A 25,086-nucleotide genomic window follows, 5' to 3' on the forward strand; every position below is an offset into this window, starting at 1 on the left:
ACGGGGCTACGGACTGTTGGAAGCGGACAGGGTGAAGAATGAGCCCGATGCTCCAGCCTGGCGCAAGGGGCAAGCCAAACAGCAAAGGGAGAGCAGGCGCTCTCCCTTTGCTTGTTCACCCTGGATCAGTCGCACGAACATCCGACAATCGTCAGCAGCACAAACAGCACCAAGACTAACGCAAATTCTTCCCTTCGGCGAAAGAGACCCATGGCTTTCCCTCCTTTCCTTGAACTATGCATACTGTATTACCAAGAGGCGATTTTTGCTTGGACGTTGTGGAACCTTGGACGTAAGCGGAACACAAAACGAGCCGTAAAAGGGGGGAGCGGCCAAATGCTCGGCAAAACGGAGGCGGCGTTTAAAAACGCCGGACAGTTTGATATAATCTCAATGATAATGATAACTATTATCATCAAAACGTCGGGTTTCGAACAAGGACGGTGATCCAATGTGATATCCCTCTACAATGAACCGGATACGCATGAAACGGACGTGCTTCCGGTGGATGAGTTTCTGTTTCGCCTTCGGGATCTCGAGCGGATAAAAGGAGACGGCGATCTGAGGGGGGAACAGCAATTCACCCTTTCCCATGTTCTTCTGGTCGTGACCAAAGGGCGGGGAACCATCACGATGGACCATTATGATGGCCGACTGCGGCCAAACGCCGTGTACGTCTGTCCGCCCGGGGAGACGTTCGGGGTGTCGGCCGATCCGTCGCACGGACTGGACATGTTCCTGTTCAGGTTCGACGTCTTCCGTCAGGCCGGCAAGAGGAACTCGCATTTGCAGGTTGTACGGGAACAGCGCCCGTTTCCGGTCGAGAGGGAATTTCCCGCATCCGCCAGCAGCCAGCTTCTCTCCTTGTGCGAGATCGTGAACCGTTGTTGGCAGAGCGGCGACGTGCTGGAGCGGTTCCGCAGCCAGATCGCTTTTCAGGAACTGCTTTACTGCCTGTTGAAAAGCGGCCGCCTTCCAGCGGAAGATTCAAAATCCTCGCTTGCCCGCGCGAAAGCGTACATGGATCAGAATTTTGACCAAAATGTAACGATTGAGAAGCTGGCCCATCTTGCCGGAGTCAGCCCGAAATACTTTGTCGATCTGTTCAAAAAAACGTACGGCATCAGTGCGATCGACTATTTGACCCAACTTCGCGTCAACAGGGCCAAGACGCTGATGGCGCGATCCGGTGCCAAACTGCGGGACATCGCGCATCAGGTCGGTTATCACGACGAGTTTTATTTCAGCCGAAAATTCAAAAAGGAAGTCGGCGTGCCGCCTACCGTGTACATGAAGAGCCGCCGCCGCAAGATCGCCGCCTACAGCGCCCCGATTGTCGGTCACCTGCTGGCGCTCCGGATCATCCCGTACGCGGCGCCGCTTCACCCGAAATGGACCTCCTATTACTACCAGACGTACCGGAGCGATATAGCGGTTCATCTCAGTGCATACCGTCAAAATGAACACTGGGAATCCAATATCGACATGCTCAGGCAGGCGCGGCCGGATGTGATCATCAGCATGGACACGGTGGATCCCGGCGAGAAACAGAAGCTGGAGGAAATCGCCCCCGTTTTGTATGTACCGTCGATGGAGAACGATTGGCGGGAGCAGCTTCGGATGGTGGCCCGCTTCTTGGGCGAATCGGCGGAGGCGGAACATTGGCTGAAGAACTACGAGCGGAAGGTGGAGGCTGCCCGGGAACAGCTTGCCAACGAGACGGGCGGCGACACATTCCTCATCGTACGTATGCGGAACGAGCACCTGTATGCATACTGCAACCGGAGCATGGCCGCGGTCTTTTACGGAGACCTGCGGATGGTGCCCGCGTACCGCTGCGAGAGCGACGTCTACAATCAGCGAATCGAGCTGGGCCGGCTGGCGGAAGTGGATGCGGATCGCCTGCTGTTGATGATTCGCCAGGAGCCTGAAACGCTGTCGTATTGGAAAGCACTGCGGCAGACCCCCGAGTGGCGGCAGTTGAAGGCGGTTCGGAACAACCGCGTGTATGTGATCCCGCCGGACCCGTGGCGCGAATATTCCGCCGCCGCCCATGAGCGGATTGTGGAGGAGTGTGTGCGGATGCTGTCTGGAAATCGTCCATCTTGATTTCCGTATTTCGTCCATGTTCATCATGGTTGTTCGTCCTTAGAATTAACAATGAGAATCATCCTCAATCATCGAAGCACATGCTGAAAGGAGATTTGCAGCACATGAGAATGGGAATGAAACGTGCAGGCACGGGGCTGGTCGCCCTGCTCATGCTGTTTTTGGCGGCTTGCGGTTCTACTGACAAGACCGCCACGGCGGGAGTGAATGACAGCGCGGGCAATTCGGTGGCGGCGCCCGCCGGAAATACGGCTGAGCAAGCGACGAGAACCGTCCGCTATCTGGACAAGGAATACACCGTCCCGGCAAAGGTGGAACGGATCGTCATCACCGGGAGCCTGGAAGCGATGGAGGACGCCGTCGTGCTTGGCGTTCAACCGGTCGGCGGGATTACCGTCGGGGGAAAATTCCCGGACATGTTCAAGGAGATTACCGGGGCGACGGTGTCGATCGGCGAGAAGACGCAGCCGAATTTTGAGACGATTCTCCAGTTGAAGCCGGATGTCATCCTGGGTACCTCCAAGTTCAAGCCGGAAGTAACGGAAAAGCTGGTCAAAATCGCGCCGACGTTTCCGTATTCCCACATCTCCACGAACTGGGAGGCCAATTTGCGCCTTCTGGCGGAACTGACGGGCAAACAGGACCTGGCCGAGCAGACGCTGCAGAAATACAAGGCGGATGTGGAGGCGGCCAAAGCGCAGTTGGGGGAGAAACTGAAGGATAAAAAGGTTGTCGTCATCCGCTACAGACAGGGCAATATCAACATCTACCCTGCGAATGTATACTTCAACGACACCCTGTACAAGGATTTGGGCCTCCCGGTGCCGGAACCGATCAAAGCGGCAAAAGCGCAGGAGACCATTTCCCTGGAAAGGTTCAGCGAAATGAACCCGGATTACCTGTTCGTACAGTTCTCCCAGGATGAAAACAAGGAGAATCCGAAAGCGCTGGAAGAGGTACAGGCCAATCCGATCTGGCAGAGCATCAATGCGGTCAAAAACAACAGGGTGTATGTCAACGTCGTCGATCCGCTTGCCCAGGGCGGTACGGCATGGAGCAAAATCAACTTTCTGAAGGCCGCCGTGGAGAAGCTGTCCCAGTAATGTTGAACAAGGCGTGTAGACGGACATGAGACGAAACATTCCGATGCCGGCCCTTATTTTGGGGCTGTCACCGATTGCGATCGCACTCGTCGTTCTGGTATCCATTCTGTACGGCGCACGGAATATTCAGGCAAGCATGGTGTGGGAGGCGTTCGTTCATTTTGACGCCGGCAACGTGAACCATCAGATTGTGATGCACTCCCGACTGCCGAGAGCGGTCGGCGCGATTCTGATCGGCGCGTTCCTCGCCATGTCGGGCGCACTCATGCAGGGGATGACAAGAAACTATCTGGCGTCCCCTGCCATTATGGGCGTGACGGACGGTTCGGCGTTCGTCATTACCCTCTGCATGATCCTGCTGCCGGACGCTTCGTCTTTGGACATGATCGTGTTTTCGCTCATCGGCTCGGCACTGGGGACGGGGATCGTGTTTGGAATGGCGTCCCTTCTGCCGAACGGCATGTCGCCGGTGCGGATGGCGATTATCGGCACCGTGACCGGAACCTTTCTGAGCAGCACATCGGCGGCGCTCGCGAGCTATTTTCAAGTCTCGCAAAATGTAAGCTTCTGGTACAACGCCCGGCTGCACCAGATCGATCCCGGCATGATCAAGGTGGCCGTGCCCTTTGCGCTCGTCGGAATCGTGACGGCCCTGCTCATTTCCCGATCGGTTACCGTGCTTGCGCTGGGCGACGAAACCGCTGTCAGCCTGGGACAGCGGACCACCTTGATCAAAGCGGCCGCTACCGCTGCCGTCGTCATCCTGACCGGCATTTCCGTCGCGTTGGCCGGGAAAATCGGGTTTGTGGGACTCATCATTCCGCACGTGGCCCGATTTCTGGTCGGGTTGGACTATCGCTGGATCGTCCCGTGCTCCGGTGTGCTCGGCGCCGTCTTTTTGGGGCTTGCCGATGTCCTGAGCCGCTTCCTGAATGACCCGTTTGAGACGCCGGTCGGCGTTGTCTGCGCGATCTTCGGCGTTCCTTTCTTCCTCTACCTGATCCGCACGAGAGGAGGGGGGAAACATGCGTAGCAGCACGGAACGACGCTATTGGGCGACGCTCTTCGCCGGCGTGGGACTCTTGCTTGCCGCCGTCTATGTCAGCCTGACGAACGGCGTGTTCGATCTGACGGTCACCGATGTGATCAAAACGCTGATGCGCATCGATCCGGTTCCGGAGCACGACATGGTCGTTTTCGATTTTCGTCTTCCCCGCATTGTCATTGCCGCGTTTGTCGGTTTCGGCCTCGGGATCGCCGGAGCCGTCGTTCAGGGGATTACGAAGAACGGGTTGGCCGATCCGGGCATTCTCGGCATCAATGCGGGAGCGGGGTTCGCCGGCGTCCTCTTCATGCTTCTGTTTGAAGGGAAAATGACCGGGGCAGGCCTGCTTTCCATTATGGCGATGCCCATGTTCGGCCTGGCGGGCGGATTGATGGCCGCCGGATTCATCTACCTGTTCGCGTGGAGAAGCGGAAGACTGGACCCCGGTACGCTGATCCTCGTCGGGATTGCGGTCGGATCCGGGCTGTCCGCGTTGACGATCTATCTGTCGCTCAAGATGAATCCACAGGATTACGAAATGGCGGCGGTGTGGCTGACTGGGAGCATTTGGAACGCCAACTGGGACTATGTGGTGTCCATGATTCCGTGGTTTCTTGTTTTCGTTCCGGTGATTTTCCGCAAAGCGCCGCTCCTGGACGTGCTTCAATTGGGAGAAGAGAGCGTCAAAGGTCTGGGCGTGCGCACGGAAAAAGAGAAGAGTGTGCTCTTGATCGGCAGCATCGGGCTTGTCAGCGCGTGCGTTTCCGTGTCCGGCAGCATCGGGTTTGTCGGACTGTTGTCTCCGCATATCGCCAAGCGGCTGGTCGGCTTGCATCATCGCCGCGTGATTCCGGTTTGCGGACTGGTCGGCATGCTGCTTGTCGTCATTTCCGATTTTATTGCCAAAACCGTCTTTACGCCGGTCGAACTGCCAGTGGGAATCGTCATTTCCATCGTGGGTGTTCCCTATTTCGTCTACTTGCTGTTTCGGGCGAAAGTGTAGGAGGTACCTGCCGTGAGGGGCACAATCGTCACCGATCATTTCAGGGAGAGGGAACTGTCGATCTATCTGCCGCCCTCGTATTCGGATGGTGCCGCATCGTTTCCGGTCGTCTACGTGCACGATGGCGGCGACTTGTTTGCCGATCAGGCGGATTCATCCCCGCGTCCCTGCGAATCCCTGCATGAAATCGAGCGGATGTTTGCCGGCGGAGAACTGGTCGAACTCATCATGGTCGGCATCAAACCGGTCAACCGGATTCATGAGTACACCCCCTGGTTTGCCAAGGCCTTGTCGGATCAATTCGGTGACTTTGGCGGCAGGGGAGCGGAATACCTCTCGTTCATCGTCGAGCAGGTGAAGCCGTATATCGACAGCAGGTACCAAACGAATCGCCGTCCCGATCAGACGGGGATCATGGGCAAATCGCTGGGAGGCCTCGTTTCGATGTACGCCGCGTACCTGTATCCCGGCGTGTTCGGCAAAATCGGCTCGATTTCCGGTTCGTTCTGGTACGAAGGATTTGTAGACTACATGCGCGCGCAGAAAATGGCGCAGACCGGGCTGAAACTTTATCTGGATGTCGGGAGTCTGGAAGGGTACGGGAAGCAGACCATTCAGCGGGAAATGGTCGCGCGAACAAAAGAAGCGTACGCCATTTTGGCGGACAGCGTGAGTGGGAAACGACTGAGGTTTCATGTGGAGGAAGGCGGCCGGCACGAGCTTTCCTGCTTCCGCAGCCGGTTCCCCGGAGCGCTGAAATGGCTGTTTCAGGAATAGAAGGGAGTGAGTGCAGTGTTTGTGGAAACCAAGAACCTGATCGTAAAAGAAGGCACCTCCGATAAAGTGGTGGAGCGGTTCAGCCGGGAAGGAGCCGTTGAAAAATCGGAGGGATTTGTTGATCTGAGCGTTCTGGTCAAGAAGAGCAGAAAAGGAGAAGAAGAAGTAATCGTCATGATCCGGTGGGAATCCGAAGAGGCATGGAAAAAATGGGAGTTGAGCGAAGCCCATCTGGAAGGCCACAGGCAGGCGAGAGGCAAGCCGAAGCCGGATTATCTCATCAGTTCCAGCCATCATGTATACGAGGTGAAAGTGTACAAGAGCGGCAGGTAATTGTCGGATCGGAGGGGAAGAGAGCCGGGCTGTCTGCGGATGGCCCGGCTTTGTCACGGCATCGGGGTGAGGAGATCAAAGGTGGGGATTCCGATGACGCCGCGGTTCCCTCAAGCCACCTGTATGTATCGGATGTTTCACACGGTTATTGACAAAAGAAAGAAACTGTTGGTAAAATTCTTAAAAAACTGACTAGTCAGTTGGCATGGCGGGAAAACGTCAACAAACAGGAAAGAGGAAATCGGATGAGCGGAACGCACACGGAAGAATATGTCGTGGAAACGTCAGTGAAAGATCCGGATCTGGTGGAAAAGAGAAGAGCGGAGATTATTGATGCGGCCGTAACCGTGTTTACCCAAAAGGGGTATCATGCGGCAACCACCAAGGAAATAGCGGATTTGGCCGGAATGAACGCAGGGACGATGTTCCAATATGTCAAAAACAAGCAGGACATTTTGTACTTGGTTTGCTGCCATATCCATTCACGAATCGAAGAAGCGCTGTACGCCGTCGCAGTAGAAGATCTCGACCCGATGGAGGTGATTGCGAAATCGGTTACCGCACTGTACCGGATTGTGGACCAGCTCTCGGATTACGTTGTCCTCATGTATCAGGAAACCGCTTCGTTGGAGAAAGCGGCCCGAAGCTCGTTCCTCAGCCGGGAACAACGGCTGTGCAGCCATTTGGAGAACCACATCAGGCTGGGGATTGAACGCGGCGTGTTTTCGATCGATCCCCGATCGGTTCCGCTCATCGCTGAAGATATTCTGGTGCAGGCTCAAATGTGGGCGTTTCGGCGGTGGTCCCTATCGAAGAAATTTACCCTGGAGCGTTACATCGCCACACGATTGGAATTGCTGCAAGCGCTTTTGCAATAACGCAGGCGCTTCCTTTTCTTTCCCGCCGCGCCAACTAACTAGTCAGTATGCAAAAGGGGTGGTGGTTCTGATCGTTGGGGTTGTTCGCGTGTTTGCCAACGGACTTTGTCAGGAAAAGGAGGAGAGACGAGCATGAAACTCATGACCGGCAGAGAGTATGTTTCCAGTCTGAACGAGTACAATCCGGACGTTCAGGTGAAGGGGAAGAAAGTGACACGTGTCGCAGACGAACCGCTGTTTCAACCGGGCATTAACGCCATCGCCGTGACGTACGAACTGGCACACCACCCGAAGCACCAGGATATCATGCTGGCTGCCCTGGCGGATGGAACAAAGGTGAATCGCTTGAATGCCCTCGATTACAGCACAGACGACTTGTTGAAGAAACTGGAAATGGTGCGGTTGATTTGCAAGTGGACGGGATGCGGGCAGCGCTACCTCATGCACGACGCGCTTGGCGCATTGGCCGAAATCACCGCCATGATCGACGCGGATAAACACACGGACTATTTTTCCGCGTTTCAGGAGTATCTGCTGCACGTGCAGAAACACGACCTGACGTGCGCAACGGCCGTTACCGACGCAAAAGGGGACAGAAGCAAGCGGCCTCATGAACAGGCCGATCCCGACCTGTACGTGCGCGTGGTGGAACGGAATCGGAACGGGATCGTTGTGCGCGGGGCCAAAGCCAATATCACCGGCGCTCCGTATGTCCATGAATTCATTGTGCTGCCCACCCGGGCCATGCAGAAGGAAGACGGGGACTACGCCGTGTCTTTTGCCGTTCCGGTTGACGCACCGGGGATCAAAATCATCGCAAAACCGGCCGGACGCCCGGAAGACGCCGAAGCTCCGTTCAGCTCCAATTTTGGACAGTCCACTGCCCTTGTCATTTTCAACGATGTCTTTGTTCCGTGGGACAGGGTATTTCTGTGCGGAGAGTGGGAATACACGGGGAAATTGGCCGAGGCGTTTGCGAATCATCACCGGCATTCGTGCATTGGCGCCCGTGCCGGTCTGGGCGACATGATCATCGGGGCCTCGGCGCTCATGGCCGAGTACAATGGCCTGCCTCACACGGATGTTCCGCATATCCGGCGAAACCTGGGCGAACTGATTCGCATCACCGAGGGGTTTTACGCAACGGGAGTCGCGGCTTCCGTTTACGGCCGCAAGACGGTGGCCGGCAATTTCGTGCCCGATGCCGTGCAGTCCAACATCGGCAAACTGATGCTGGCCGAGCAGGTCTATGATTTGTTCCGGCTTGCCCATGAAATCAGCGGAGGGATCGTGGTGACGGCGCCCACCCCGGAAGACATGGCGATTCCGGAGGCCGGGGAACTGATCGATCGGTACCTGGTCGGAAAGCACGGTGTAACGGCGGAGGAACGCATCCGAATGGCGCGGTTCCTCGAGGATTTGACAGCGTCGAAGGAAGGCGGGTTTTACGCGCTGATCAGCCTTCATGGCGGCGGTTCGCCGGAAGCCATGCGGATGTCGGCCGTTCGCCATTACGATATGGACAGTCAGAAGAAACACATTTTGCACAAGTTGAAGTGTTTTGCGAAATGGGACGGAACCTGCAAGGAATGTGAAACCTGTGTCAATGACGATCTCTGCGAACAGGAATGCGAAAGCGTGACGTACAGGCAGGATCGTTGATCAAAAGCGCGTGCGAGGAATGACGATGACCATCGACGTTTGGGGGGGCGAGTATGCTTCGGAAAGAAGAGACGTTACTGGTGCTGGTTGACGTCCAAGGGAAATTGGCGCGGATTGTCCATGAGAGCGAATCGATGATCGAACAGTTGGTCAAGCTGATTCGGGGATTGCGCATGCTTGACGTTCCCGTGGTTTGGCTGGAACAGTATCCCGAGGGATTGGGGCCCACCGTCGAGGAAGTGGCGCAGTGGATGACCGGGATCCAACCGATTCGAAAACGTTCCTTTAACGCATGCGAAACCGAAACCTTTACACGGGCGGTAAAGGCGACGGGACGACGGCAGATACTGGTGGCAGGAATCGAAACCCATATCTGTGTCTGTCAAACGGCCATCGGGCTGCAAGAGCTGGGATATGAGGTGCAGGTGGTTGCGGATGCCGTATCGTCGCGTACCTTCGCCAACAAGCAAATCGGGCTGGAGAAAATGAAGGCGGCCGGCATTGCCTGGACGAGTGTGGAAACCGCGCTGTTCGAGTTGATGAGAATGGCAGAAGGCGACACGTTTAAGCAAATTATACAATTGCTCAAGTAAATGCCGACCATGGAACAAGCAAAGCCCTCCTGCGGATTTGTCCGCGGGAGGGCTTTCGGTTGAGGAACCTCTCGGATGGCAAGGTTGACAGCCTGCGCGCCGCTTACGCTTTTTTCCGGAAGAGGCTGATCACCGAGACCAGCAGCGCCAGCCCGGAGAGAACCAGCGGCAGCGTGCTGCCGGACGAAGAAGAGCTGTCCTGTGCGGCAGGAGCCGCTGCGTGACCGGCCTCGTGGTTCCCCTCCGCTTTGTTCGCATCTGCGTGGTCATCTGCTGCCTGAGCCCCTTCCTTTACCGCGACTGTAGGAGCCGGGGTGTCGGAACCAGCGGCACCGGTCCACTCGACGACCGTGCCGTCGGCGTACGTCTGATACGCGTTCCATGTCAGGGTGCCCGGTTCGCCGGGGTTTTTGGCAGAGAGGCCGAACTCCATGAATTCATGCGGCTTGATCCCGCCGGCTGTGGCCGTCCAGGTGATCGCCTTGAACCGGCCGTCCGCGTCTTTTTCCCATTCGTAGGTCCAGCCGGGGACCGGCAGAACCGTGCCCACTTTCACACCCGCCGGGAATTCCAGACGCACCTTGACGGTGTTGCTGTCCTTTTCTACCGGGACACGAACGGTATAGCGTTCATAGGAGTCCGCTTTCGTTTCCTTCGGCCAGACGGTGACATGGGCGCTGGCCGTTCCCGCAAAGGTCAGGAGCGCTCCGGCAACGGCGAGCGTGCTTACCCATTTGTTCCAGTTCATTTTCATCGTGTTTCTCCTCCTCCAGGTATAAACAGCGTGTCGGTGAATTCTGCATGTGTTCCGTTGTGGAAGGCGGCGTCGATCCGATAGGTCCACGTTCCGTACATGGAAAACGGAATGTCCGCCTGATAACGCCCCGTACCTGTCCGCTCGGCGGGGATGGGCTGCCTGTTCACCTCTGCGTCCGGCTTGGATACCTGCACCAGGACTTGCCGCGGTTCGGTCATCGGTGCGGGGAACTCGATGGTCATGATCTGCGTGCCGGCCGCCACCCGCGGGATCTGCACCACCACCTGCGCGTCACCGGCAGGAAAGGTTTTGGTGTAGGACGTCACCGGCAGGGGATACGCCGACTGGCTCATCCAGACTCCGGCCAGCAGGGCCAGCGCGCCTGCCCCCCACTCCCAGCGCAGCAGGGCGGGAGACGTCAGGCGGCCGTGTTTTCGCCACCGCAGGGTCTGCGTGATCGCGAGCACGAGCATCACGGCGGTCAGCGTCACCTTGAGGCCAAGCAGCACGCTCCACGTCTGCCCTTTGGTCCACAAGACCGCCCAATCCGTTTGCTGGACGGTCATGGCGGCGCCGGAGAGCAGCGCAGTGGCGGACGCGAGGAGCGCCAGCCGGACAAAGAACCGGCGAAACGGCCCCCACTCGATGGCGGCGCCGGCTTTCCTTTCCCAGCGCATCGCGAGGAGCAGGTAGGTCAGCGCCCCCAGCCAGAGCGCCAGGCCGAACAGGTGCAGAATCCGGAACGATGCGGCCAGCCACACCGGCTGTATGCCCCACGCGTGCCCGCCAAACGCCAGCGCCCCGACGGCCAGCGCCCACATGACCAGGTACCAGCCTTCCACCATGCCCGGCACGGCGGCGAGAAGCATGAGCGCAAGCTGCGCTCCGACCATCCCGAGGAAGGGGGATTGTCCGAGGATCGTCCACTGTCCTTCCCGAAACACGGAAGCCAGACCGTTCCCCGGCAGGGCGGCCAGATAGAGAAGCCCTTCGGCGATCAATCCGGCGACGAGGACGAACCACACCGCCCGCCGCCCGCGTCCGATCTCGCGCACACCTTCGGGCCAGCCGCGTCGTCGGCCGAGCCAGGAGAGCCAGTGGAGTCCGGCTCCCAACAGCAGGGTTCCTTCCACGACGTAGCGGATCACCGCCAGGGTGCGGTCGATGAGGGCGGACGTTCCATCCGATACGGGGGCGATGGTTCCGGACGCTGACCGCCCGACCGAGAACGAGAAGGAACCGTTGACCGGATGGCCGTCTTCGGAGACGACGGACCAGACCACGGTGTACGTGCCATCGGGCAGCTTCGGCGGTTCAGCGCGCATCCGGGCGGCGTCGCCCGCAGCCAGATTCGGCCCTGCCAGCGCAATCGGGCGGCCGTTTCCGTCGTACAGCTTGAGATCAATGAGCCCTTCTTCCAGCGGCTCGCTGAACTCCAGCGTGATTTCCCCGGGGCTTGTTTGCACGACCTGTCCGTCTCGGGGTGTGGTAGCCAGCAGACCGGCATGGGCAAACGCAGGGGGAGAACCTGTGCCAATCAGCATCAAAAGGATAATCCAGCACAGAACGATTCGTCTCATGAGATTCACCTGACTTGAATGAGTGATCACTCCCTTTTTACCCTACCAAGAAAACAGGCAGAGGAGAATGGCTCACTCGGGCTATTATGGAGGCATGGGGACGGCGTTTTTTTCATGAACGAAAAGCCCAGGGACTGCATATGATTGACTATGCCATGACAGAGGGCGAGCGTCCCCGGAAAAGGATTGACAGCATGTAGGGGCGGTGGTAGTATACAACCATAAATACAACTAATCACATAGGAATTGTGAGTAATTGTTTCGACCGGACCACCGGAGACACGGTTTATAATGAACCGTGTTTTTTTGTGCCTGAATCATGACAAAAGGAGTTTGAACCATGAAGAACGTGATCGCCGCTTTGCTGACAACGATTTGCCTGCTCGCCGCGTTGACGGCTTGCGGCAGCCAGACGCCAAAAGAGACTGCCGCCACATCTGCTGCAGAAGGGCAGCGGGTCATCCGCATCGGGTTTCAAAAATACGGCACGATGAATGTTTTGAAGGCGCAGGGCTGGCTGGAGAAGCGCCTGGCCGACGCCGGCGTGAAGGTGGAATGGACCGAATTTCCGGGAGGGCCGCAGCTTCTGGAAGCGTTGAATGTCGGAAGCATCGATATCGGCCATACGGTTTCGGAGAGAAACGACGTCGGTACGCTCATGTTGTATATACATCTTATAGGACGATCCCCAACCTCTTTCTCATGGAGTTGCGACGATTCGCCGATAACTCTGTGTAAAGGGGTCTTTTTTTAGGAGAGTGTGGATTCACCACTTGTGGAGCGGCAGGGGGGAAATGGATGTCCAGCAAGGTGTTATTATGGGATTTTGACGGGACGTTAGGGTATCGCCGAGGGGGGAAGTGGAGCAGTGCCTTGCTCGAAGCCTTACACGAAATAGACCCTGATTGCGACGTTACCCTGGATGATCTCAACCGTTAGTAAGCAGCGGTTTTCCGTGGCACCACCCTGATGTGGCACACACACATTATTTCAAGCCAAAAATCTGTACGAAATTCCCGACATTCTCGCGCGGGTTGAACGGCAGGAAATCTGATTGCCACGCCGGGTGATTGTGGAACCGTCACAGCCGGTTTGGCATGGCCGCTCGCCGATTTCATGGGGAACTGGCGAGAAAGTGGAGAAGGGAGAACCGCCACGCATCGCTCTGTCGCGGAACCAAAGGAGGAAAACCCATTGAGTGAATTCACGTTTGCGATTCTGATCAGGGAAACGAACAAAGCGAAAGCAAGCAGCGCGCTCCGCAAGCTGCACGTTCATTCCTGACTGTTTCCGGCCAATGGCGAGTGGCTTGCGGTTGCAACGGAAAACGCAGCCGAAAGCGGTGCGGAACAGGCGCGGTATTTGTCCGCTGAACTGAAGACCCATTCGTTTTACTTCATCCATGCGGAGGATCACGGATGGCACTATGATCTGTTTGAGCATGGCAAACGGAAAGGCACCCTGGAGATCAACTATGAAACATACGATCACAGCAACACCGACCATGCGAATTTTTCCCTGCTGAAGAAACTGGCTGTAAATGAAGTGGCTTTGGCCCGCCTGAAAAACGGTCTCCACGCTCGAAATGCGCAAATAGACGATCTCTTGATCAGTGTGGAGCATTTCCGGCAGGCTTTGGGGTTTGAAACGATTTCCTGGGTGTCGTTTGATTACATGTCCACACTTTCGAAAGACCAGCTTGACGAAGTAGGGGCTGTCTTCATCGAACCAACAAACAGAAAGAGGTTCTCTGCAGACTCCATTGACTATGCCGATGAACGTGAGCTGCGGCGGCACCTTGAAGAAATCTTGCGGTTCTTTCAGAAAATCGGTGATCCGTGGATCAGGAAAAACAGAATCGAAATCTTCGACGCCAATGCCATTTACATAGAGTTTGGCCGATCGATTCATGGCCGAACACTCGTTTGAACGGATTCATATGGACGATCATCTGTTGTTTGGCGGCGAGGTGGTGTACCAACGAGACCGGATGCAGATCGTGTTTACGCATTTCCCCCAAGAAGCCTGGATCGTGCCTTATCTGGTTGAGGATACGGAGAAAAAGCTGTTAACCCGTTTTGTATACGAAAATAAAGAGACATTGCCAATTGATATCAGAACGATCGATTTCTCGTTCCGAAATCGGGATGAATGTGTAAAGGCGATGCAGCAGGTTTTTGACGTTCTTCGGTTGTATTTCAACCATCAGCGGGTGGATGGACCGATGGATTTTCATGTATGATAGCCTTGTCCCAATCGCCGAGGGAAAAACTCCAGCTTTGGGCATAATCGAACGTTGGCATTCATCTTGACAAGGAATGGAGAGAAACAGGGATGAAAGTTCTGGCCATCTATGGAAGTTCCCGTGCGAATGGCAACACGGACCACCTCACCGATCTCGTCGTAGAGGGGCTCCCCTGCACCAAAATATACCTGCGTGACAAGCGCATCGAGGCAATCGAGGACCGACGTCACACGGCAGAAGGGTTTCAACCGGTTGATGACGATTACGATCAGGTCATATCCGAGGTCCTTTCCCACGACATTCTCATCTTTGCGACTCCCCTGTATTGGTATGGCATGTCGGGGAGAATGAAGGATTTTGTGGATCGCTGGTCGCAAAGCCTGCGCGACAAACCGAACTTCAAGGAAGAGATGAGCAGAAAGAAAGGATATGTGATTATCGTCGGCGGTGACAACCCGCGCGTAAAGGCACTCCCGTTGGTACAGCAGTTCCAGTACATTTTTGACTTTGTCTCCATCGATTTTGGCGGATATGTGATCGGCTCGGCCAATCGGCCGGGGGACATCATGGGCGACGATCGTGCGCTGTTTGAAGCCCGGAAGATGAAGGAAGAGATCGTGCAGCTTATCAATCAAAGAAAGTAAAACGCCAGATGCCCCTTTCGCATTGACCTTTTGAAAAAACGAAGCGGCCAGTGTGTGTCGGTATGATGCCGGGGCACACTGGTTTCGTCGTTGTTGGAAACGTTTCGGGTTGTCGAACCGCGCGTTCGTTCCCGTTTACAAAACCTCCCTTCTTTCGTCAAAGGATTCGACTGACCGGCTGCCGAAATGCAGACGTAGCAAATGCAGCGAAGCGAATGCGGCTTGAACGCTTTTCACGACGGAGAGAGGGAGGAATCGGGTATGGGCTATGATCCCGCTTTTCTGGGAGAACCGCACGACGTTCCTTTGCCTTTGCTGCTGGGAAAAACGGCGGAAGACGCGTTGGAAAACGGAAGGGTGTATGACTTTACCCACTTCTCCATTGTGATGAACAAACGGCGGAAGTTTGCGGTTTATTCCGCTGCATGCGTGGATGAAAGCCGATTGATCAACGTGCCCCGCGATAACCAATCATGGCATGTGGATGACCGCATCGGGGCGGAGAACCAGGTCGGACCGGAATATTATGCACAGAATGAGTATGACAAGGGACATTTGACGCGCAGGAGAGATGTCTGCTGGGGAGAGCGGCGCGAAGCGGAAAAAGCCAACCATGACTCGTTCTGCTACGCCAATATCGTACTGCAGCACCACAACTTCAACACGGGGGTCTGGAACTGCTTGGAGGATTGGATTCTGAACAGTCTGAAAAGCGAGAAAAAATTGATCGTGATCACCGGACCGATTTTCAAGGACGACGACGAAGAGTACTGCGGCGTACACGGCCGACCAGGCTGCCAGGTGAAAGTCCCCTTCGGCTTTTGGAAAAGCGTGTTTTACGTGGACAGGCGCCAACGCTTAAAAGGCTTGTCGTTTCTCATTCGGCAGAGTCCGGAACGTTCCAACGATGCGTGCGAGTATCGGCGGCTGCAGACGTATCAGGTACCGCTGACGACCATCACCAGAGAAACGGAGCTGCATTTCAAGCACAGCCTTTATGAGGCGAATCCCCTGTTGTTCTGGACGAGCCGTCTTGCTGCCGCCAGCCGCCTGTCCACACCGGAGAAGCATCTGATTACACAACCGGCAGACATCATCATGGATCGGGAGGTTTCAGGGTAATCCACGGAATGGAGGAGAAACCGGCTGGGTTGGCCGGTTGATCCAAACGACCAGTCCTGCTCAGATGGGCAGGACGTTTGTTTTGATCGGTTGAGGTCGCGGGGCTTTTTGGCCCTCTGACGTTTTCATTTTGGCTGTAGGCATTTCAGCAAAAGAATAGTAAGATATATACTTAAAAACAGCAGCGAAAGGAGGACACTGCCTTTGGGTTCTGGGAACCATCATACGATTTTCTGCACGGGCTACGCCCGGCTGCCGGATGGCATGGCGGCCAAGAATCTTTACGGGGTGATGGGGGTTGGATTTGAAATTGACCCCGAAACGGACAAGATCGTCAACGCTTCCTGTACGTTCGTAACAAACATGTGCAACGATTTCATCAAAAGCATTTTGGTAGGTCATGATCTCAAGAACGGGGTGGATCTTCCTATTCAAACATTTGAGAAACGGTATTTCGGATTGGGCAAAAAGGCAATTGTATCAGCGATTCGGGATGCCTACAACCAATTTGAAATTTACAAATCGATGGTCTATGCGGAATCAGGTGCTAAACAGGAGCAGCGGTAAAAAACGAATAGATTGAAAATTGTGTGTGATCGGAGTATACTGAATAAAGCCTCTTCTTTTGGCAGCGATTGCAACAGATACAACCAGCAAGCCGAAGTTCCGGTGGACAGGCGTCCCCTGTTCATCTCGCGAGGAACTTGCCGACCAAGCTGATTCATCCATCTGCTCGATGGCCGATGGATTGTTTCGGCTTGGTTTTTTTGTGTGACAACATTTGTCAGAGAGGAATGCAAGGATGACGTATGATCCCCGCGATGAGGATTCACGTGTCTGCTGCTTGATCGATCCAAAATATTTTAATAATACTTAAAAAAATAATATTATTGAAATGTGATTAAATTCAATCTATAATGAATCACAGATTTGACGTAGTCGATGACAAAAGATGCAACCAGCGAGCTGACATTCCAGTGGATAGGCAGCCCCTATTCATACCCCGGAATGTTCCGACCAAGCTGATTCAACTGTCCCCAGCCGTCTTGCGGGACGGTGTTTTGGCTTGGTTTTTTTGCATTCGTTTGTTGCCATGATCGGAGGGGAGCATCCTGTTATGAAACCATTTGTAGGACGATTGCAGCGCTGCATGGAGAGCATGCAGGCGGAACGGATGAGCCAACTGATTGTCAGTTCAACAGCCAACCTGTTTTACCTGACCGGCCAGCGGATCGATACGGGAGAGCGCATGTGCTGCCTGCTGTTGGATCAAGACAAGCCGCCTGCCTTGTTCATTCACCAGATGTTCCAAGGCCAGTTGACCCTTCCCGACGAAATCGAATTAGTCGTCTGGTCGGACGAGAATGATCCCATCGCCCTGCTCAGCGAATACGTCAGCGGCACGGGCATCATCGGAATCGACCAAAACTGGATCAGCTCCTTTTTGATCGATCTCATGCACGCACATCCCGGGCTTCAGCCGGTGAAGAGCCGCATCGTGGAAAAGCTGCGCGAGATCAAAGATGAAAACGAGATCAACATCCTGCGCCAGTCGGCCCGAATCGCCGATGCGGTCATGCACCAGGTGGTGGAACTGCAGCATCTCCCCACGACGGAACTGCAGATGGCGGAAACCATTCGCAGCTTCTTTGGCGAGCATCAGGTGCGCGAATTGTCCTTTCCGCCAATTATCGGGTTCGGAAAAAACAGCGCTCATCCGCACCATGAGAGCGGAGCCGCCGGACTCATTCCCGATCAGACAATCGTCATCGACATGGGCGGCGTGTATCAGCATTACTGCTCCGACATAACGCGAACGCTGTTTTACGGCAGGCCCAACAAGGAGTTTGAAGAGGTTTACCGGATCGTTTTAGCGGCGCAGGAGGAGGCGATTGCCATGATCAAGCCCGGTGTCCGCTTCGCCGACGTTGATCGAATGATCCGGCAAGAGTTTGCCGCCAGGGGCTATGACCGCTATTTTACGCATCGAACCGGACATGGTGTGGGGCTGGAACTCCATGAAGGGCCGTTTTTGCATCAACACAACCTGGATGAGATGAGGCCGGGCATGGTGTTCACGATCGAGCCGGGCATCTATCTCCCGGGGCGGTTCGGCGTCCGTATCGAGGACGTTGTGGTGGTAACCGATACCGGCTGCGAGGTGCTGACGCTAAGTCCCAAGGAGGTGAGGTACATCGACATTCGCGAGGGATAGAAACAGGTACGCTCCTATGCAAAAAACACGAAAGGGGATATTGCGTGATGAAGAGGAAATGCGTAAGCGCCATTGTTTCCATGTTGATGATCGTCTCCGCCGCCTTGGCAGGCTGCAGCTATGAGCCGCCTGCCCAATCGGCGTCCAAACCGGGCTCGGACCAGCAAGCGGCGAGCGACAGAGCGGACGAAATCAGAGTAGGGCTGGACGTGGATGCCGGCACGATGGATCCGCGGCTGTCCCACGACTCGTCGTCAGCCAGGGTCATCGATCTGGTGTATGACGGTCTTGTACGTCTCTCCGACAAAATGGAACCACAGCCGGCTTTGGCGGAAAAATGGGAAAATCCTGATCCGACCACATGGATTTTTACCCTGCGCAAAGGGGTAACGTTTCACGACGGAACGCCCTTTACTGCAGCGGATGTCAAATATACGTACGATTCCCTGCTCGATCCGAATGTCAAGGCGCCGTACGCCAAGCTGTATGCCCCCATTTCCAAAGTGGACGTGGTAGACGATTACACGGTGAAATTCACTTTGAAACAGCCGTACGCACCGCTTCTCAGCTATCTGGATCTCGGGATTGTGCCGAAGCATGTTGCCGAAAAACCGGATCAATCCCTCTCGTCCCATCCGGTGGGAACCGGCCCGTACAAGTTGGTGAAATGGGAGAAAAACAGCAAAATCTCGTTTGAGGCGAATGATCAGTACTGGGGAGGAGCGCCCAAAACCAAAAAAGTGACGTACTTCATCATCCCCGACAACAGCACGCGCGTATCGGCGCTGGAAGCTGGCGATGTCGATTTTGTCCACTCCCCGCTGTCGCCGCAGGATATTGCGAAAATCCAAAACAACCGCGACTTCACCGTCATCAAAACGGAAGGATTGGGTTTCACGTATCTCAATTTCAACACCACCCACCCGATCCTTTCCGATGTGAAGGTACGCCAGGCCATCGCACACCTCGTCAACAAGAAGGTGATCTCCGAGGAACTCTATCAGGGCATGGACAAGCCGGGCAAATCGCCGCTCATACCACCATCCTGGGCGTATAGCGACAAGATCGAGGGGTACCCCTACGACCCTGAAAAGGCCAAGGCGCTGTTCGCGGAAGCCGGGTGGAAGGACAGCGACGGGGACGGGATTTTGGACAAGGGGGGCAAAAAACTGAGCCTGACCCTCTCCACTCATACGGAGGACCCGAACCGGATCCAAACGGTGGAATATCTGCAACATGAATTCAGCAAGGCGGGGATCGACGCCAAGGTTTCGACAACCGAATGGCCGACGTTTTCTTCCAACGTAATGTCGCAAAAGTTTGACATCGCGCTGCTCGGCTGGCTGAGCCTCGTCGATCCGGACCGTGCGATGTACGGCCAGTTCCATTCGAAGAGCGAAAACAACTACGGCAAATACAGCAATCCGAAAGTGGACGAGTTGTTGGAGAAGGGCAGAGCCGTACTGAATCAGGAAGAGCGTGCCAGGATTTATCAGGAAGCCGCCCGGATTGTAACGGACGAAGTCGCCTATGACGTCCTTCTCTATCAAGGATACGTTGCCATGTTCACCAACAAGCTGACCGGATTCAAGGAGCATCCGAAAGGGAGCTTGTACAGCCTCAAAGACGTGGAAGTGAAAAAATGAGCAAAGGAGGGGCTCTTCGCCTCCTTCCCTGCACAACGAGTAAGGAGCGATCCCGTTGGTCACGTATCTCGTAAAACGACTGTTTCAACTGATCCCTGTCGTCATCGGCATCTCGGTCATCGTCTTTTTGCTCCTTCACATGATCCCCGGTGATCCCGCGATGGTCCTGCTCGGTCAGGATGCCAGTCCGAGCGAGATGGAACGGCTGCGAAATCTCCTGGGGTTGAACGAACCCCTGCATGTACAGATGCTGGTGTTTCTGAAAAACATCCTCCGGGGAGACTTGGGGACGTCCATCTTTCAAAACGAGCCTGTTCTCGATTTGATTGCCAAGCATCTGCCCGCTACCCTGGAACTGGCCGTTTTGGCAATGCTGATCGCGCTGGTCATCTCCATTCCCCTGGGGATTCTCTCGGCGGTCAAGCAGTCTTCCTGGCTGGATTACGTCAGCATGTTTTTTGCTCAACTGGGCGTGTCCATGCCTGTGTTCTGGATGGGGATGCTCCTCATCATCGCGTTTTCCGTCAATCTCAACTGGTTTCCGTCGTTCGGACGGGGAGAACCGTTGACGGAGGCGCTGTGGACGGCCATGACCACCGGCAATGTGTACGATCTGGTCAACAGCCTGCGCAAGATCTTCCTGCCCGCTTTTACGTTGGGCGTCATGAGCGCCGCGCTGATCACCCGCATGATCCGCTCGACGATGCTTGAGGTGTTGAAGGAGGACTATGTGCGGACGGCGGAAGCCAAAGGTGTCAGCGGCTTTATGGTGGTAGTCAAGCATGCCTTCCGTAACGCGCTGATCCCGGTGATTACGATCGTAGGCCTGCAGTTTGGCAATCTGCTGGGCGGAGCGATCGTCACCGAAACCGTGTTTGCCTGGCCGGGTATCGGGCGGCTGGTGGTAACGGCGATCAGTCAGCGGGATTTTCCGGTCGTCCAGGGGAGCGTCTTCGTGATTGCGTTCCTGTTCGCATTGACCAATCTGATCGTCGACATTCTGTACGCTGTCGTCAACCCCAAGATACAGCAGAGATAAGGAGGGAGGGTGATGAATCCACACGTGCTTCGGACTGTACTTCAAAGCAAGGCCGTGCTGATCGGTGGCGCGATCGTGATCGCCGTGATTCTGGCTGCGCTCTGCGCCCCCATTCTGGCCACGCACGATCCCTATGAAATGAACGTCAAAGACCGGCTGCTCAAGCCGACGGAGGGAGGCCATTTGCTGGGGACGGATCAATTCGGCCGTGATCTGTACACGCGTATCTTGTACGGTGCCCGCGTGTCGCTGGAAGTCGGGATCGTCTCCGTCGGGCTGGCACTGGTGATCGGCGTCACGCTGGGCCTGATCGCTGGCTATTACGGGGGATGGCTGGACACGCTGATCATGCGCATCGTCGACATCGTCCTGTCCTTCCCGGTGCTGCTGCTGGCGATCGCTTTCGTGGCGGCGCTCGGCCCGGGGATCGAAAACGTCATCATTGCGCTGGCGCTCGTGTATTGGACCAGCTACGCCCGTCTGGTTCGCGCCAACGTTCTCGCTATAAAGGAAGAAGAGTATGTGCAGGCGGCGCGCACCATCGGCTCCAGCGATTTTCGCATCATTTTTTACAACATTCTGCCCAATTGCCTGGCGCCGATCGTCGTGGTAGCGACGTTGGGGCTGGGGCAGGCGATTGTGGCCGAAGCGACTCTCAGCTTTCTCGGCTTGGGCATTCAGCCGCCGGAATCAAGCTGGGGCTGGACGCTGGCATTCGGCATGAAATTTTTGCAGGATGCGCCCCACCTGTCCATCTATCCCGGCATCGCGATCATGATTACCGTCCTCGGGTTCAACCTGCTGGGCGACGGTATCCGGGATTTGACGGACACCAAACGGAAACGAAACTAAGAGGAGGATGATCACATGAACGCTGCAGCACGCACTTATACGGAAATACCGGTCACCCATCTGTCCAACGGGATGAAGGTGACACTGCCCCTGCACACCATTTATGGAAAAAAGGCGGGACCGGTGCTGGGATTGTCCGCGGTCATTCACGGGGATGAAATCATCGGCGCAGAGATCCTGCGCCGGGTATACGAACGGCTGAACGAAGAAGAACTCTCCGGTACGGTGATGATCATGCCGGTGGCGAACCCGCTGGCCTTCGAGTCGTTGACCAGAAACACGCCGCTCGACATGAACAACTTGAATCGCGTGTTCCCGGGCGACCCGCAGGGATGGATAACGGAACAGATGGCCCACGTGATCGCCACCCAATTCCTTGACAAGCTGGACGCCTACATCGATCTGCACGCGGGAGGCGCGGTGCCGATTGTCGATTACGTGTACATCCAAAATGACGAGGCCCTGTCCCGGGCGTTCAATTTTCCGGTGCTCTACCGTCCAAGCCATCCGTATGAGGGGACGACCGCGACCTATACCACAGCAAAAGGCATTCCCAGCGTGACGGTGGAAGTAGGGGGCGGCCCCAACTTTGAACGGGACGTGGAGCGCGGGGTTTCCGGTATCTTCAACTGCATGCGCCATCTGAAGATGCTGCCGGGTGACGTGGAGCCGGCGCCCAAGCAGGTGGTGATGACGGAGATCCGGATTATCCGTCCGACACAGGGGGGCATCATGGTGCCGGCTTTCGACTTCAGCGCCGTCGGTTCCGTTATAGAGGGCGAGCAGGTGCTGGCTCGAACGTACAATCCGCAGACCTTTGAGGAACTGGAAGTGATTCGCACGCCGTTCAAGCGGAATCTGGTCATTCTCATGCGGGGCCTTCTGCACAAGGTGAATCCGGGGGACTATGGGTTCATGATCGGAAATCTGGATACCGCCGAGGAGGAGTAAGCCGCATGGTCAAGCATGATCCGCTCGACATGAGGCTCTCCCGCGAGTACTGCCGCATCGTACTGGGAATGGACAAGCTGTACCGTGAAGGGCACGGGTCGACGAACGAGGCATCGTTTGACCGGGAAGGCCTGGTCCCCGTCAATCTGACCGATGAAACGCCCCATCTGTACGAGAGCTGGGAGCAAGTGCGCCAGGATTTGATCGGGCTGAGAAAACGGTATCTCGCGGTAGAAAATGAGATGCGCCGCAATTACATGCAGCAGCAGATCGGTTCGCTGCTCGCGCTGGCAGAATGGTGCTCCGGCAGGGACATCCCGTTTCGCGAAAAAGTACGGGGCTTCCTGTATGTAAACGAAAACCCGGTCCCTCGTTCCGAACGATCCCGCCTGCATCAGAAGCTGGACGATCTGCTGTCCTGGCGAGGGTTTCGCGGCAGCCTGCAGGAGAAGGTCGCGGCCTGGGAAGAAGCGCGCCGCGTGCCTCATGATGAACTGGAATCTGTCGTAAAGGAACTGCTGGATCAAGCCAAAGAACAGGTCGTTCGGCACCTGTTCCCGCAGATGGCCGATATCGAGGTCACGCCGGAAATCGTCCATGGGGTTCCCTACCAGGCCTACTGTGATTACGTGAACAGCAAGATGTACCTCAACGGTGATCTGTCCTACACCTATGAGGCGCTCAGGCACTTGGTCACGCACGAATGCTTTCCCGGCCACACCACGCACATGCGCATCCGGGAGCTGGGCGTCAAAGCGGGCACCCTGCCGCTCGATGCAGGTCTGGTCATCACCAATACGGCCTCCAGTCCGGTTTTCGAAGGCATTGCCGACAACGGCATGCGCTTTATCCAGTGGGGAACGACTCCGGACGATGAGATCTACGAAGTCTATCAGCAGATTCGCTCGATCTCCGGATTGAACGCTGCCCATATGATTCATGCGGAGCACAAAACACTGGAGGAAGCACGCGCCTTCCTTAGGGAGTTTGCCTTCGGTCAAGAGAGCTGGATCGCCTCCCGGCTGCGATTTATCACTCATTCCCTTCGGGCGCCGTTCATCTACAGCTACTGGCGCGGCAACGAAGCGGTGCACGAGGCATACCGGCGGGTGCCCAAGGAAGAGCGAACGCAGTTCTATCAGTTCCTGTATGCCAACATGCTGTCGGCGGATACGGTAAAACAATACGGATAAAGAGGTGTCATGTATGAACCATACGAAATCGCGAGAGCTGTACGAAAAGGCGAGCATGCTGGTGCCGGGAGGAGTTCATTCCAATTCCCGCTTCCGCTTTCCTCATCCGCTCTACTACAAACAGGCGGAGGGGGCACATATTTGGGACCTGGACGAGAATCGCTACATCGACGTGGTGATGGGCAACGGCGCCGTCATTCTGGGGCACAACGACAAGGACTTCAAGGAGCGCATGACGTCCTACATGGCAAGCGGCATCGTAACCGGGTTGGAAACGGAGCTGAGCGTCAAGGCGGCGGAAAGGTTCCTTTCCTTTGTCAAGACGGCAGAGCAGGTCCGCTTCACGAACACGGGAACCGAAGCGACCATGCACACGATGATGATTGCCCGCAGCTATACCGGCAAACAGCATGTGGCGGTCATCGAAGGGGCATACAACGGCTGGCACGATGCCGTTTATGTCAGCACATGGCCCGATCTGACCAAGGCGGGCGATGCTTCCGCGCCCAAATCCCTGCCCGGTTCGGTCGGCCTTTTGCAAGACGTGGTGGAAAGCACGCTGGTGTTGCCGTTCAACGATCTGACGGCAGCGGAAACACTGCTGACGGAGAATCAGCACCGGATTGCCGCCGTCATTCTTGAGCCGACGATGATTGATGTGGGGTACATTCCGGCGAAACGCGACTACCTGCAGGGGCTGCGCCGCATTTGCGACCAGCTTGGCATCCTGCTGGTCTTTGACGAACTGCTGACAGGCTTTCGCGACGCCCCGGGAGGCGCACAGCAGTACTATGGGGTAACCCCCGATCTCGCCACCTTCGGAAAGGCCATCGCCAATGGGTATATGCTGGCCGCTGTCGCCGGAAAAGCGAAAATCTTTGAAACCGTCACACCGGGGAAAGGTGCCTGCTCGTTTATCGGCACGTACAACGGGCATCAGGTCTCACTGGCAGCTTCACTCGCCTTCATGGAGCTGTATGAAGAAAAGCGTGTCTTCGAGACGCTGCAAACGCGAACGGAACAATTGATGGCAGAATTTGACCGATTGGCGAAAAAACACGGGGTTCCCGCCAGAATGCAAGGGCGGGGTGGCCATTTCCACTGGTATTTTACCGACCAGGAGATTGCGAACTATCGTGATGCCGCGGCCAGCAGCAAAGAGGATTACACGCGCTTCACCGAGCAATTGGCCCACAAAAACGTATACTGCCTTCCCAACTATCTCTCGCATCACGCGATCTCGCTGGCGCACGACGATGCCATCCTGGAAACGCTGATCACCGCCATGGATGAAAGTCTGGAACACGTAGCCAAACAGAAAGCGGCCAAGTAAGGGGGA

At 55.9% G+C, this 25,086-nt stretch carries 25 protein-coding genes; 21 read left to right on the forward strand and 4 right to left on the reverse strand.

The genetic code is table 11. The features are described from left to right. Positions 1 to 125 precede the first annotated feature (125 nt). Complete coding sequence (locus FOI68_RS06900; RefSeq protein WP_083989743.1) at positions 126 to 242, reverse strand: YjcZ family sporulation protein; 117 nt, start codon at positions 240 to 242, stop codon at positions 126 to 128. 211 nt (positions 243 to 453) lie between these two features. Between FOI68_RS06900 and FOI68_RS06905 the strand changes: the two genes are divergently transcribed. The 9 genes from FOI68_RS06905 to FOI68_RS06945 all read left to right on the forward strand — a co-directional run bounded on the left by FOI68_RS06905 (position 454) and on the right by FOI68_RS06945 (position 9,503). Beyond that, positions 454 to 2,109 (forward strand): AraC family transcriptional regulator, encoded by a 1,656-nt coding sequence (locus FOI68_RS06905; RefSeq protein ID WP_255433393.1) that lies wholly within the window; start codon positions 454 to 456, stop codon positions 2,107 to 2,109. A gap of 104 nt (positions 2,110 to 2,213) precedes the next feature. Next, positions 2,214 to 3,212, forward strand: coding sequence for an iron-hydroxamate ABC transporter substrate-binding protein (locus tag FOI68_RS06910; RefSeq protein ID WP_370512106.1), 999 nt, complete (start codon positions 2,214 to 2,216; stop codon positions 3,210 to 3,212). 25 nt (positions 3,213 to 3,237) lie between these two features. Further along, positions 3,238 to 4,245, forward strand: a complete 1,008-nt coding sequence (locus tag FOI68_RS06915) for a FecCD family ABC transporter permease (RefSeq protein ID WP_143862724.1) — start codon at positions 3,238 to 3,240, stop codon at positions 4,243 to 4,245. Next, positions 4,238 to 5,260 carry a FecCD family ABC transporter permease gene (locus tag FOI68_RS06920; protein ID WP_035297216.1) on the forward strand — a complete coding sequence of 341 codons (1,023 nt, stop codon included), beginning with the start codon at positions 4,238 to 4,240 and terminating at the stop codon, positions 5,258 to 5,260. The genes FOI68_RS06915 and FOI68_RS06920 overlap by 8 nt, the downstream gene beginning before the upstream one ends. A gap of 12 nt (positions 5,261 to 5,272) precedes the next feature. Further along, complete coding sequence (locus tag FOI68_RS06925) at positions 5,273 to 6,037, forward strand: alpha/beta hydrolase (protein WP_143862725.1); 765 nt, start codon at positions 5,273 to 5,275, stop codon at positions 6,035 to 6,037. 15 nt (positions 6,038 to 6,052) lie between these two features. Next, the gene (locus FOI68_RS06930) at positions 6,053 to 6,370 is read left to right on the forward strand and encodes an antibiotic biosynthesis monooxygenase family protein (RefSeq protein WP_143862813.1); all 318 of its coding nucleotides are present in this window, start codon (positions 6,053 to 6,055) and stop codon (positions 6,368 to 6,370) included. Positions 6,371 to 6,615: 245 nt separating this feature from the next. Further along, positions 6,616 to 7,248 carry a TetR/AcrR family transcriptional regulator gene (locus FOI68_RS06935; protein ID WP_029098841.1) on the forward strand — a complete coding sequence of 211 codons (633 nt, stop codon included), beginning with the start codon at positions 6,616 to 6,618 and terminating at the stop codon, positions 7,246 to 7,248. 132 nt (positions 7,249 to 7,380) lie between these two features. Further along, positions 7,381 to 8,910, forward strand: a complete 1,530-nt coding sequence (locus tag FOI68_RS06940; protein WP_143862726.1) for a 4-hydroxyphenylacetate 3-hydroxylase family protein — start codon at positions 7,381 to 7,383, stop codon at positions 8,908 to 8,910. Positions 8,911 to 8,963: 53 nt separating this feature from the next. Continuing rightward, positions 8,964 to 9,503: a hydrolase gene (locus FOI68_RS06945; RefSeq protein WP_143862727.1), complete on the forward strand. Its 540-nt coding sequence runs from the start codon at positions 8,964 to 8,966 to the stop codon at positions 9,501 to 9,503. A 103-nt stretch (positions 9,504 to 9,606) separates the two neighbouring features. Here FOI68_RS06945 and FOI68_RS06950 read toward each other — a convergent pair whose 3' ends face one another. Together FOI68_RS06950 and FOI68_RS06955 are read right to left on the reverse strand one after the other, a co-directional pair. Beyond that, positions 9,607 to 10,257 (reverse strand): YcnI family copper-binding membrane protein, encoded by a 651-nt coding sequence (locus tag FOI68_RS06950; protein WP_370512107.1) that lies wholly within the window; start codon positions 10,255 to 10,257, stop codon positions 9,607 to 9,609. After that, positions 10,254 to 11,840, reverse strand: a complete 1,587-nt coding sequence (locus tag FOI68_RS06955; RefSeq protein WP_143862728.1) for a copper resistance CopC/CopD family protein — start codon at positions 11,838 to 11,840, stop codon at positions 10,254 to 10,256. Before FOI68_RS06955 ends, FOI68_RS06950 begins: the two co-directional genes overlap by 4 nt. 340 nt (positions 11,841 to 12,180) lie before the next feature. Here FOI68_RS06955 and FOI68_RS23905 point away from each other — a divergent pair, with 340 nt between their 5' ends. After that, positions 12,181 to 12,594 carry a type 2 periplasmic-binding domain-containing protein gene (locus FOI68_RS23905; protein WP_065066596.1) on the forward strand — a complete coding sequence of 138 codons (414 nt, stop codon included), beginning with the start codon at positions 12,181 to 12,183 and terminating at the stop codon, positions 12,592 to 12,594. A gap of 236 nt (positions 12,595 to 12,830) precedes the next feature. On the opposite strand, the gene FOI68_RS06965 is transcribed toward FOI68_RS23905, so the two are convergent. Beyond that, entirely contained in the window at positions 12,831 to 13,751 is a 921-nt protein-coding gene (locus FOI68_RS06965) for a hypothetical protein (RefSeq protein WP_143862729.1), read from the reverse strand. A gap of 28 nt (positions 13,752 to 13,779) precedes the next feature. Between FOI68_RS06965 and FOI68_RS06970 the strand changes: the two genes are divergently transcribed. The 11 genes from FOI68_RS06970 (at position 13,780) to FOI68_RS07020 (ending at position 25,080) form a co-directional block, all read left to right on the forward strand. Continuing rightward, entirely contained in the window at positions 13,780 to 14,082 is a 303-nt protein-coding gene (locus FOI68_RS06970; protein WP_143862730.1) for a hypothetical protein, read from the forward strand. Between the two features lie 92 nt (positions 14,083 to 14,174). After that, a complete protein-coding gene (locus FOI68_RS06975; RefSeq protein ID WP_143862731.1) occupies positions 14,175 to 14,729 on the forward strand; it encodes a flavodoxin family protein in 555 nt (184 codons plus the stop codon). A 261-nt stretch (positions 14,730 to 14,990) separates the two neighbouring features. Continuing rightward, positions 14,991 to 15,851: a DNA/RNA non-specific endonuclease gene (locus tag FOI68_RS06980; protein WP_143862732.1), complete on the forward strand. Its 861-nt coding sequence runs from the start codon at positions 14,991 to 14,993 to the stop codon at positions 15,849 to 15,851. Between the two features lie 204 nt (positions 15,852 to 16,055). After that, positions 16,056 to 16,418, forward strand: a complete 363-nt coding sequence (locus FOI68_RS06985; RefSeq protein WP_052660210.1) for a DUF3870 domain-containing protein — start codon at positions 16,056 to 16,058, stop codon at positions 16,416 to 16,418. Positions 16,419 to 16,968: 550 nt separating this feature from the next. Beyond that, positions 16,969 to 18,066: a M24 family metallopeptidase gene (locus FOI68_RS06990; RefSeq protein ID WP_044898179.1), complete on the forward strand. Its 1,098-nt coding sequence runs from the start codon at positions 16,969 to 16,971 to the stop codon at positions 18,064 to 18,066. Between the two features lie 47 nt (positions 18,067 to 18,113). Further along, complete coding sequence (locus FOI68_RS06995; RefSeq protein WP_065066592.1) at positions 18,114 to 19,712, forward strand: ABC transporter substrate-binding protein; 1,599 nt, start codon at positions 18,114 to 18,116, stop codon at positions 19,710 to 19,712. A gap of 55 nt (positions 19,713 to 19,767) precedes the next feature. After that, entirely contained in the window at positions 19,768 to 20,751 is a 984-nt protein-coding gene (locus tag FOI68_RS07000) for an ABC transporter permease (RefSeq protein ID WP_044898180.1), read from the forward strand. A gap of 12 nt (positions 20,752 to 20,763) precedes the next feature. Beyond that, entirely contained in the window at positions 20,764 to 21,603 is an 840-nt protein-coding gene (gene nikC / locus FOI68_RS07005; RefSeq protein ID WP_052660213.1) for a nickel transporter permease, read from the forward strand. A gap of 15 nt (positions 21,604 to 21,618) precedes the next feature. After that, positions 21,619 to 22,554: a succinylglutamate desuccinylase/aspartoacylase family protein gene (locus FOI68_RS07010; RefSeq protein WP_044898182.1), complete on the forward strand. Its 936-nt coding sequence runs from the start codon at positions 21,619 to 21,621 to the stop codon at positions 22,552 to 22,554. A 5-nt stretch (positions 22,555 to 22,559) separates the two neighbouring features. Next, on the forward strand, positions 22,560 to 23,747 hold the full coding sequence (locus tag FOI68_RS07015; protein WP_143862733.1) for a hypothetical protein: 1,188 nt from the start codon (positions 22,560 to 22,562) through the stop codon (positions 23,745 to 23,747). Positions 23,748 to 23,760: 13 nt separating this feature from the next. Then, positions 23,761 to 25,080 carry an aspartate aminotransferase family protein gene (locus FOI68_RS07020; RefSeq protein WP_065066589.1) on the forward strand — a complete coding sequence of 440 codons (1,320 nt, stop codon included), beginning with the start codon at positions 23,761 to 23,763 and terminating at the stop codon, positions 25,078 to 25,080. Positions 25,081 to 25,086: the final 6 nt, after the last annotated feature.

The sequence above is a fragment of the Brevibacillus sp. LEMMJ03 genome, from assembly GCF_007197875.1.
Lineage (GTDB): Bacteria > Bacillota > Bacilli > Brevibacillales > Brevibacillaceae > Brevibacillus > Brevibacillus thermoruber.

Coding starts and splice junctions, on each gene's coding strand:
- FOI68_RS06900 (WP_083989743.1), bottom strand. CDS start 242: ATGCATAGTTCAAGGAAAGGAGGGAAAGCCATGGGTCTCTTTCGCCGA.
- FOI68_RS06970 (WP_143862730.1), top strand. CDS start 13,780: ATGGACGATCATCTGTTGTTTGGCGGCGAGGTGGTGTACCAACGAGAC.
- FOI68_RS06995 (WP_065066592.1), top strand. CDS start 18,114: ATGAAGAGGAAATGCGTAAGCGCCATTGTTTCCATGTTGATGATCGTC.
- nikC (WP_052660213.1), top strand. CDS start 20,764: ATGAATCCACACGTGCTTCGGACTGTACTTCAAAGCAAGGCCGTGCTG.
- FOI68_RS06940 (WP_143862726.1), top strand. CDS start 7,381: ATGAAACTCATGACCGGCAGAGAGTATGTTTCCAGTCTGAACGAGTAC.
- FOI68_RS06965 (WP_143862729.1), bottom strand. CDS start 13,751: ATGAATCGATCGGCCAAACTCTATGTAAATGGCATTGGCGTCGAAGAT.
- FOI68_RS06920 (WP_035297216.1), top strand. CDS start 4,238: ATGCGTAGCAGCACGGAACGACGCTATTGGGCGACGCTCTTCGCCGGC.
- FOI68_RS07010 (WP_044898182.1), top strand. CDS start 21,619: ATGAACGCTGCAGCACGCACTTATACGGAAATACCGGTCACCCATCTG.
- FOI68_RS06980 (WP_143862732.1), top strand. CDS start 14,991: ATGGGCTATGATCCCGCTTTTCTGGGAGAACCGCACGACGTTCCTTTG.
- FOI68_RS06975 (WP_143862731.1), top strand. CDS start 14,175: ATGAAAGTTCTGGCCATCTATGGAAGTTCCCGTGCGAATGGCAACACG.
- FOI68_RS06915 (WP_143862724.1), top strand. CDS start 3,238: ATGAGACGAAACATTCCGATGCCGGCCCTTATTTTGGGGCTGTCACCG.
- FOI68_RS06950 (WP_370512107.1), bottom strand. CDS start 10,257: ATGAAAATGAACTGGAACAAATGGGTAAGCACGCTCGCCGTTGCCGGA.
- FOI68_RS06910 (WP_370512106.1), top strand. CDS start 2,214: ATGAGAATGGGAATGAAACGTGCAGGCACGGGGCTGGTCGCCCTGCTC.
- FOI68_RS06955 (WP_143862728.1), bottom strand. CDS start 11,840: ATGAGACGAATCGTTCTGTGCTGGATTATCCTTTTGATGCTGATTGGC.
- FOI68_RS06935 (WP_029098841.1), top strand. CDS start 6,616: ATGAGCGGAACGCACACGGAAGAATATGTCGTGGAAACGTCAGTGAAA.
- FOI68_RS07020 (WP_065066589.1), top strand. CDS start 23,761: ATGAACCATACGAAATCGCGAGAGCTGTACGAAAAGGCGAGCATGCTG.
- FOI68_RS06945 (WP_143862727.1), top strand. CDS start 8,964: ATGCTTCGGAAAGAAGAGACGTTACTGGTGCTGGTTGACGTCCAAGGG.
- FOI68_RS23905 (WP_065066596.1), top strand. CDS start 12,181: ATGAAGAACGTGATCGCCGCTTTGCTGACAACGATTTGCCTGCTCGCC.
- FOI68_RS07015 (WP_143862733.1), top strand. CDS start 22,560: ATGGTCAAGCATGATCCGCTCGACATGAGGCTCTCCCGCGAGTACTGC.
- FOI68_RS06990 (WP_044898179.1), top strand. CDS start 16,969: ATGAAACCATTTGTAGGACGATTGCAGCGCTGCATGGAGAGCATGCAG.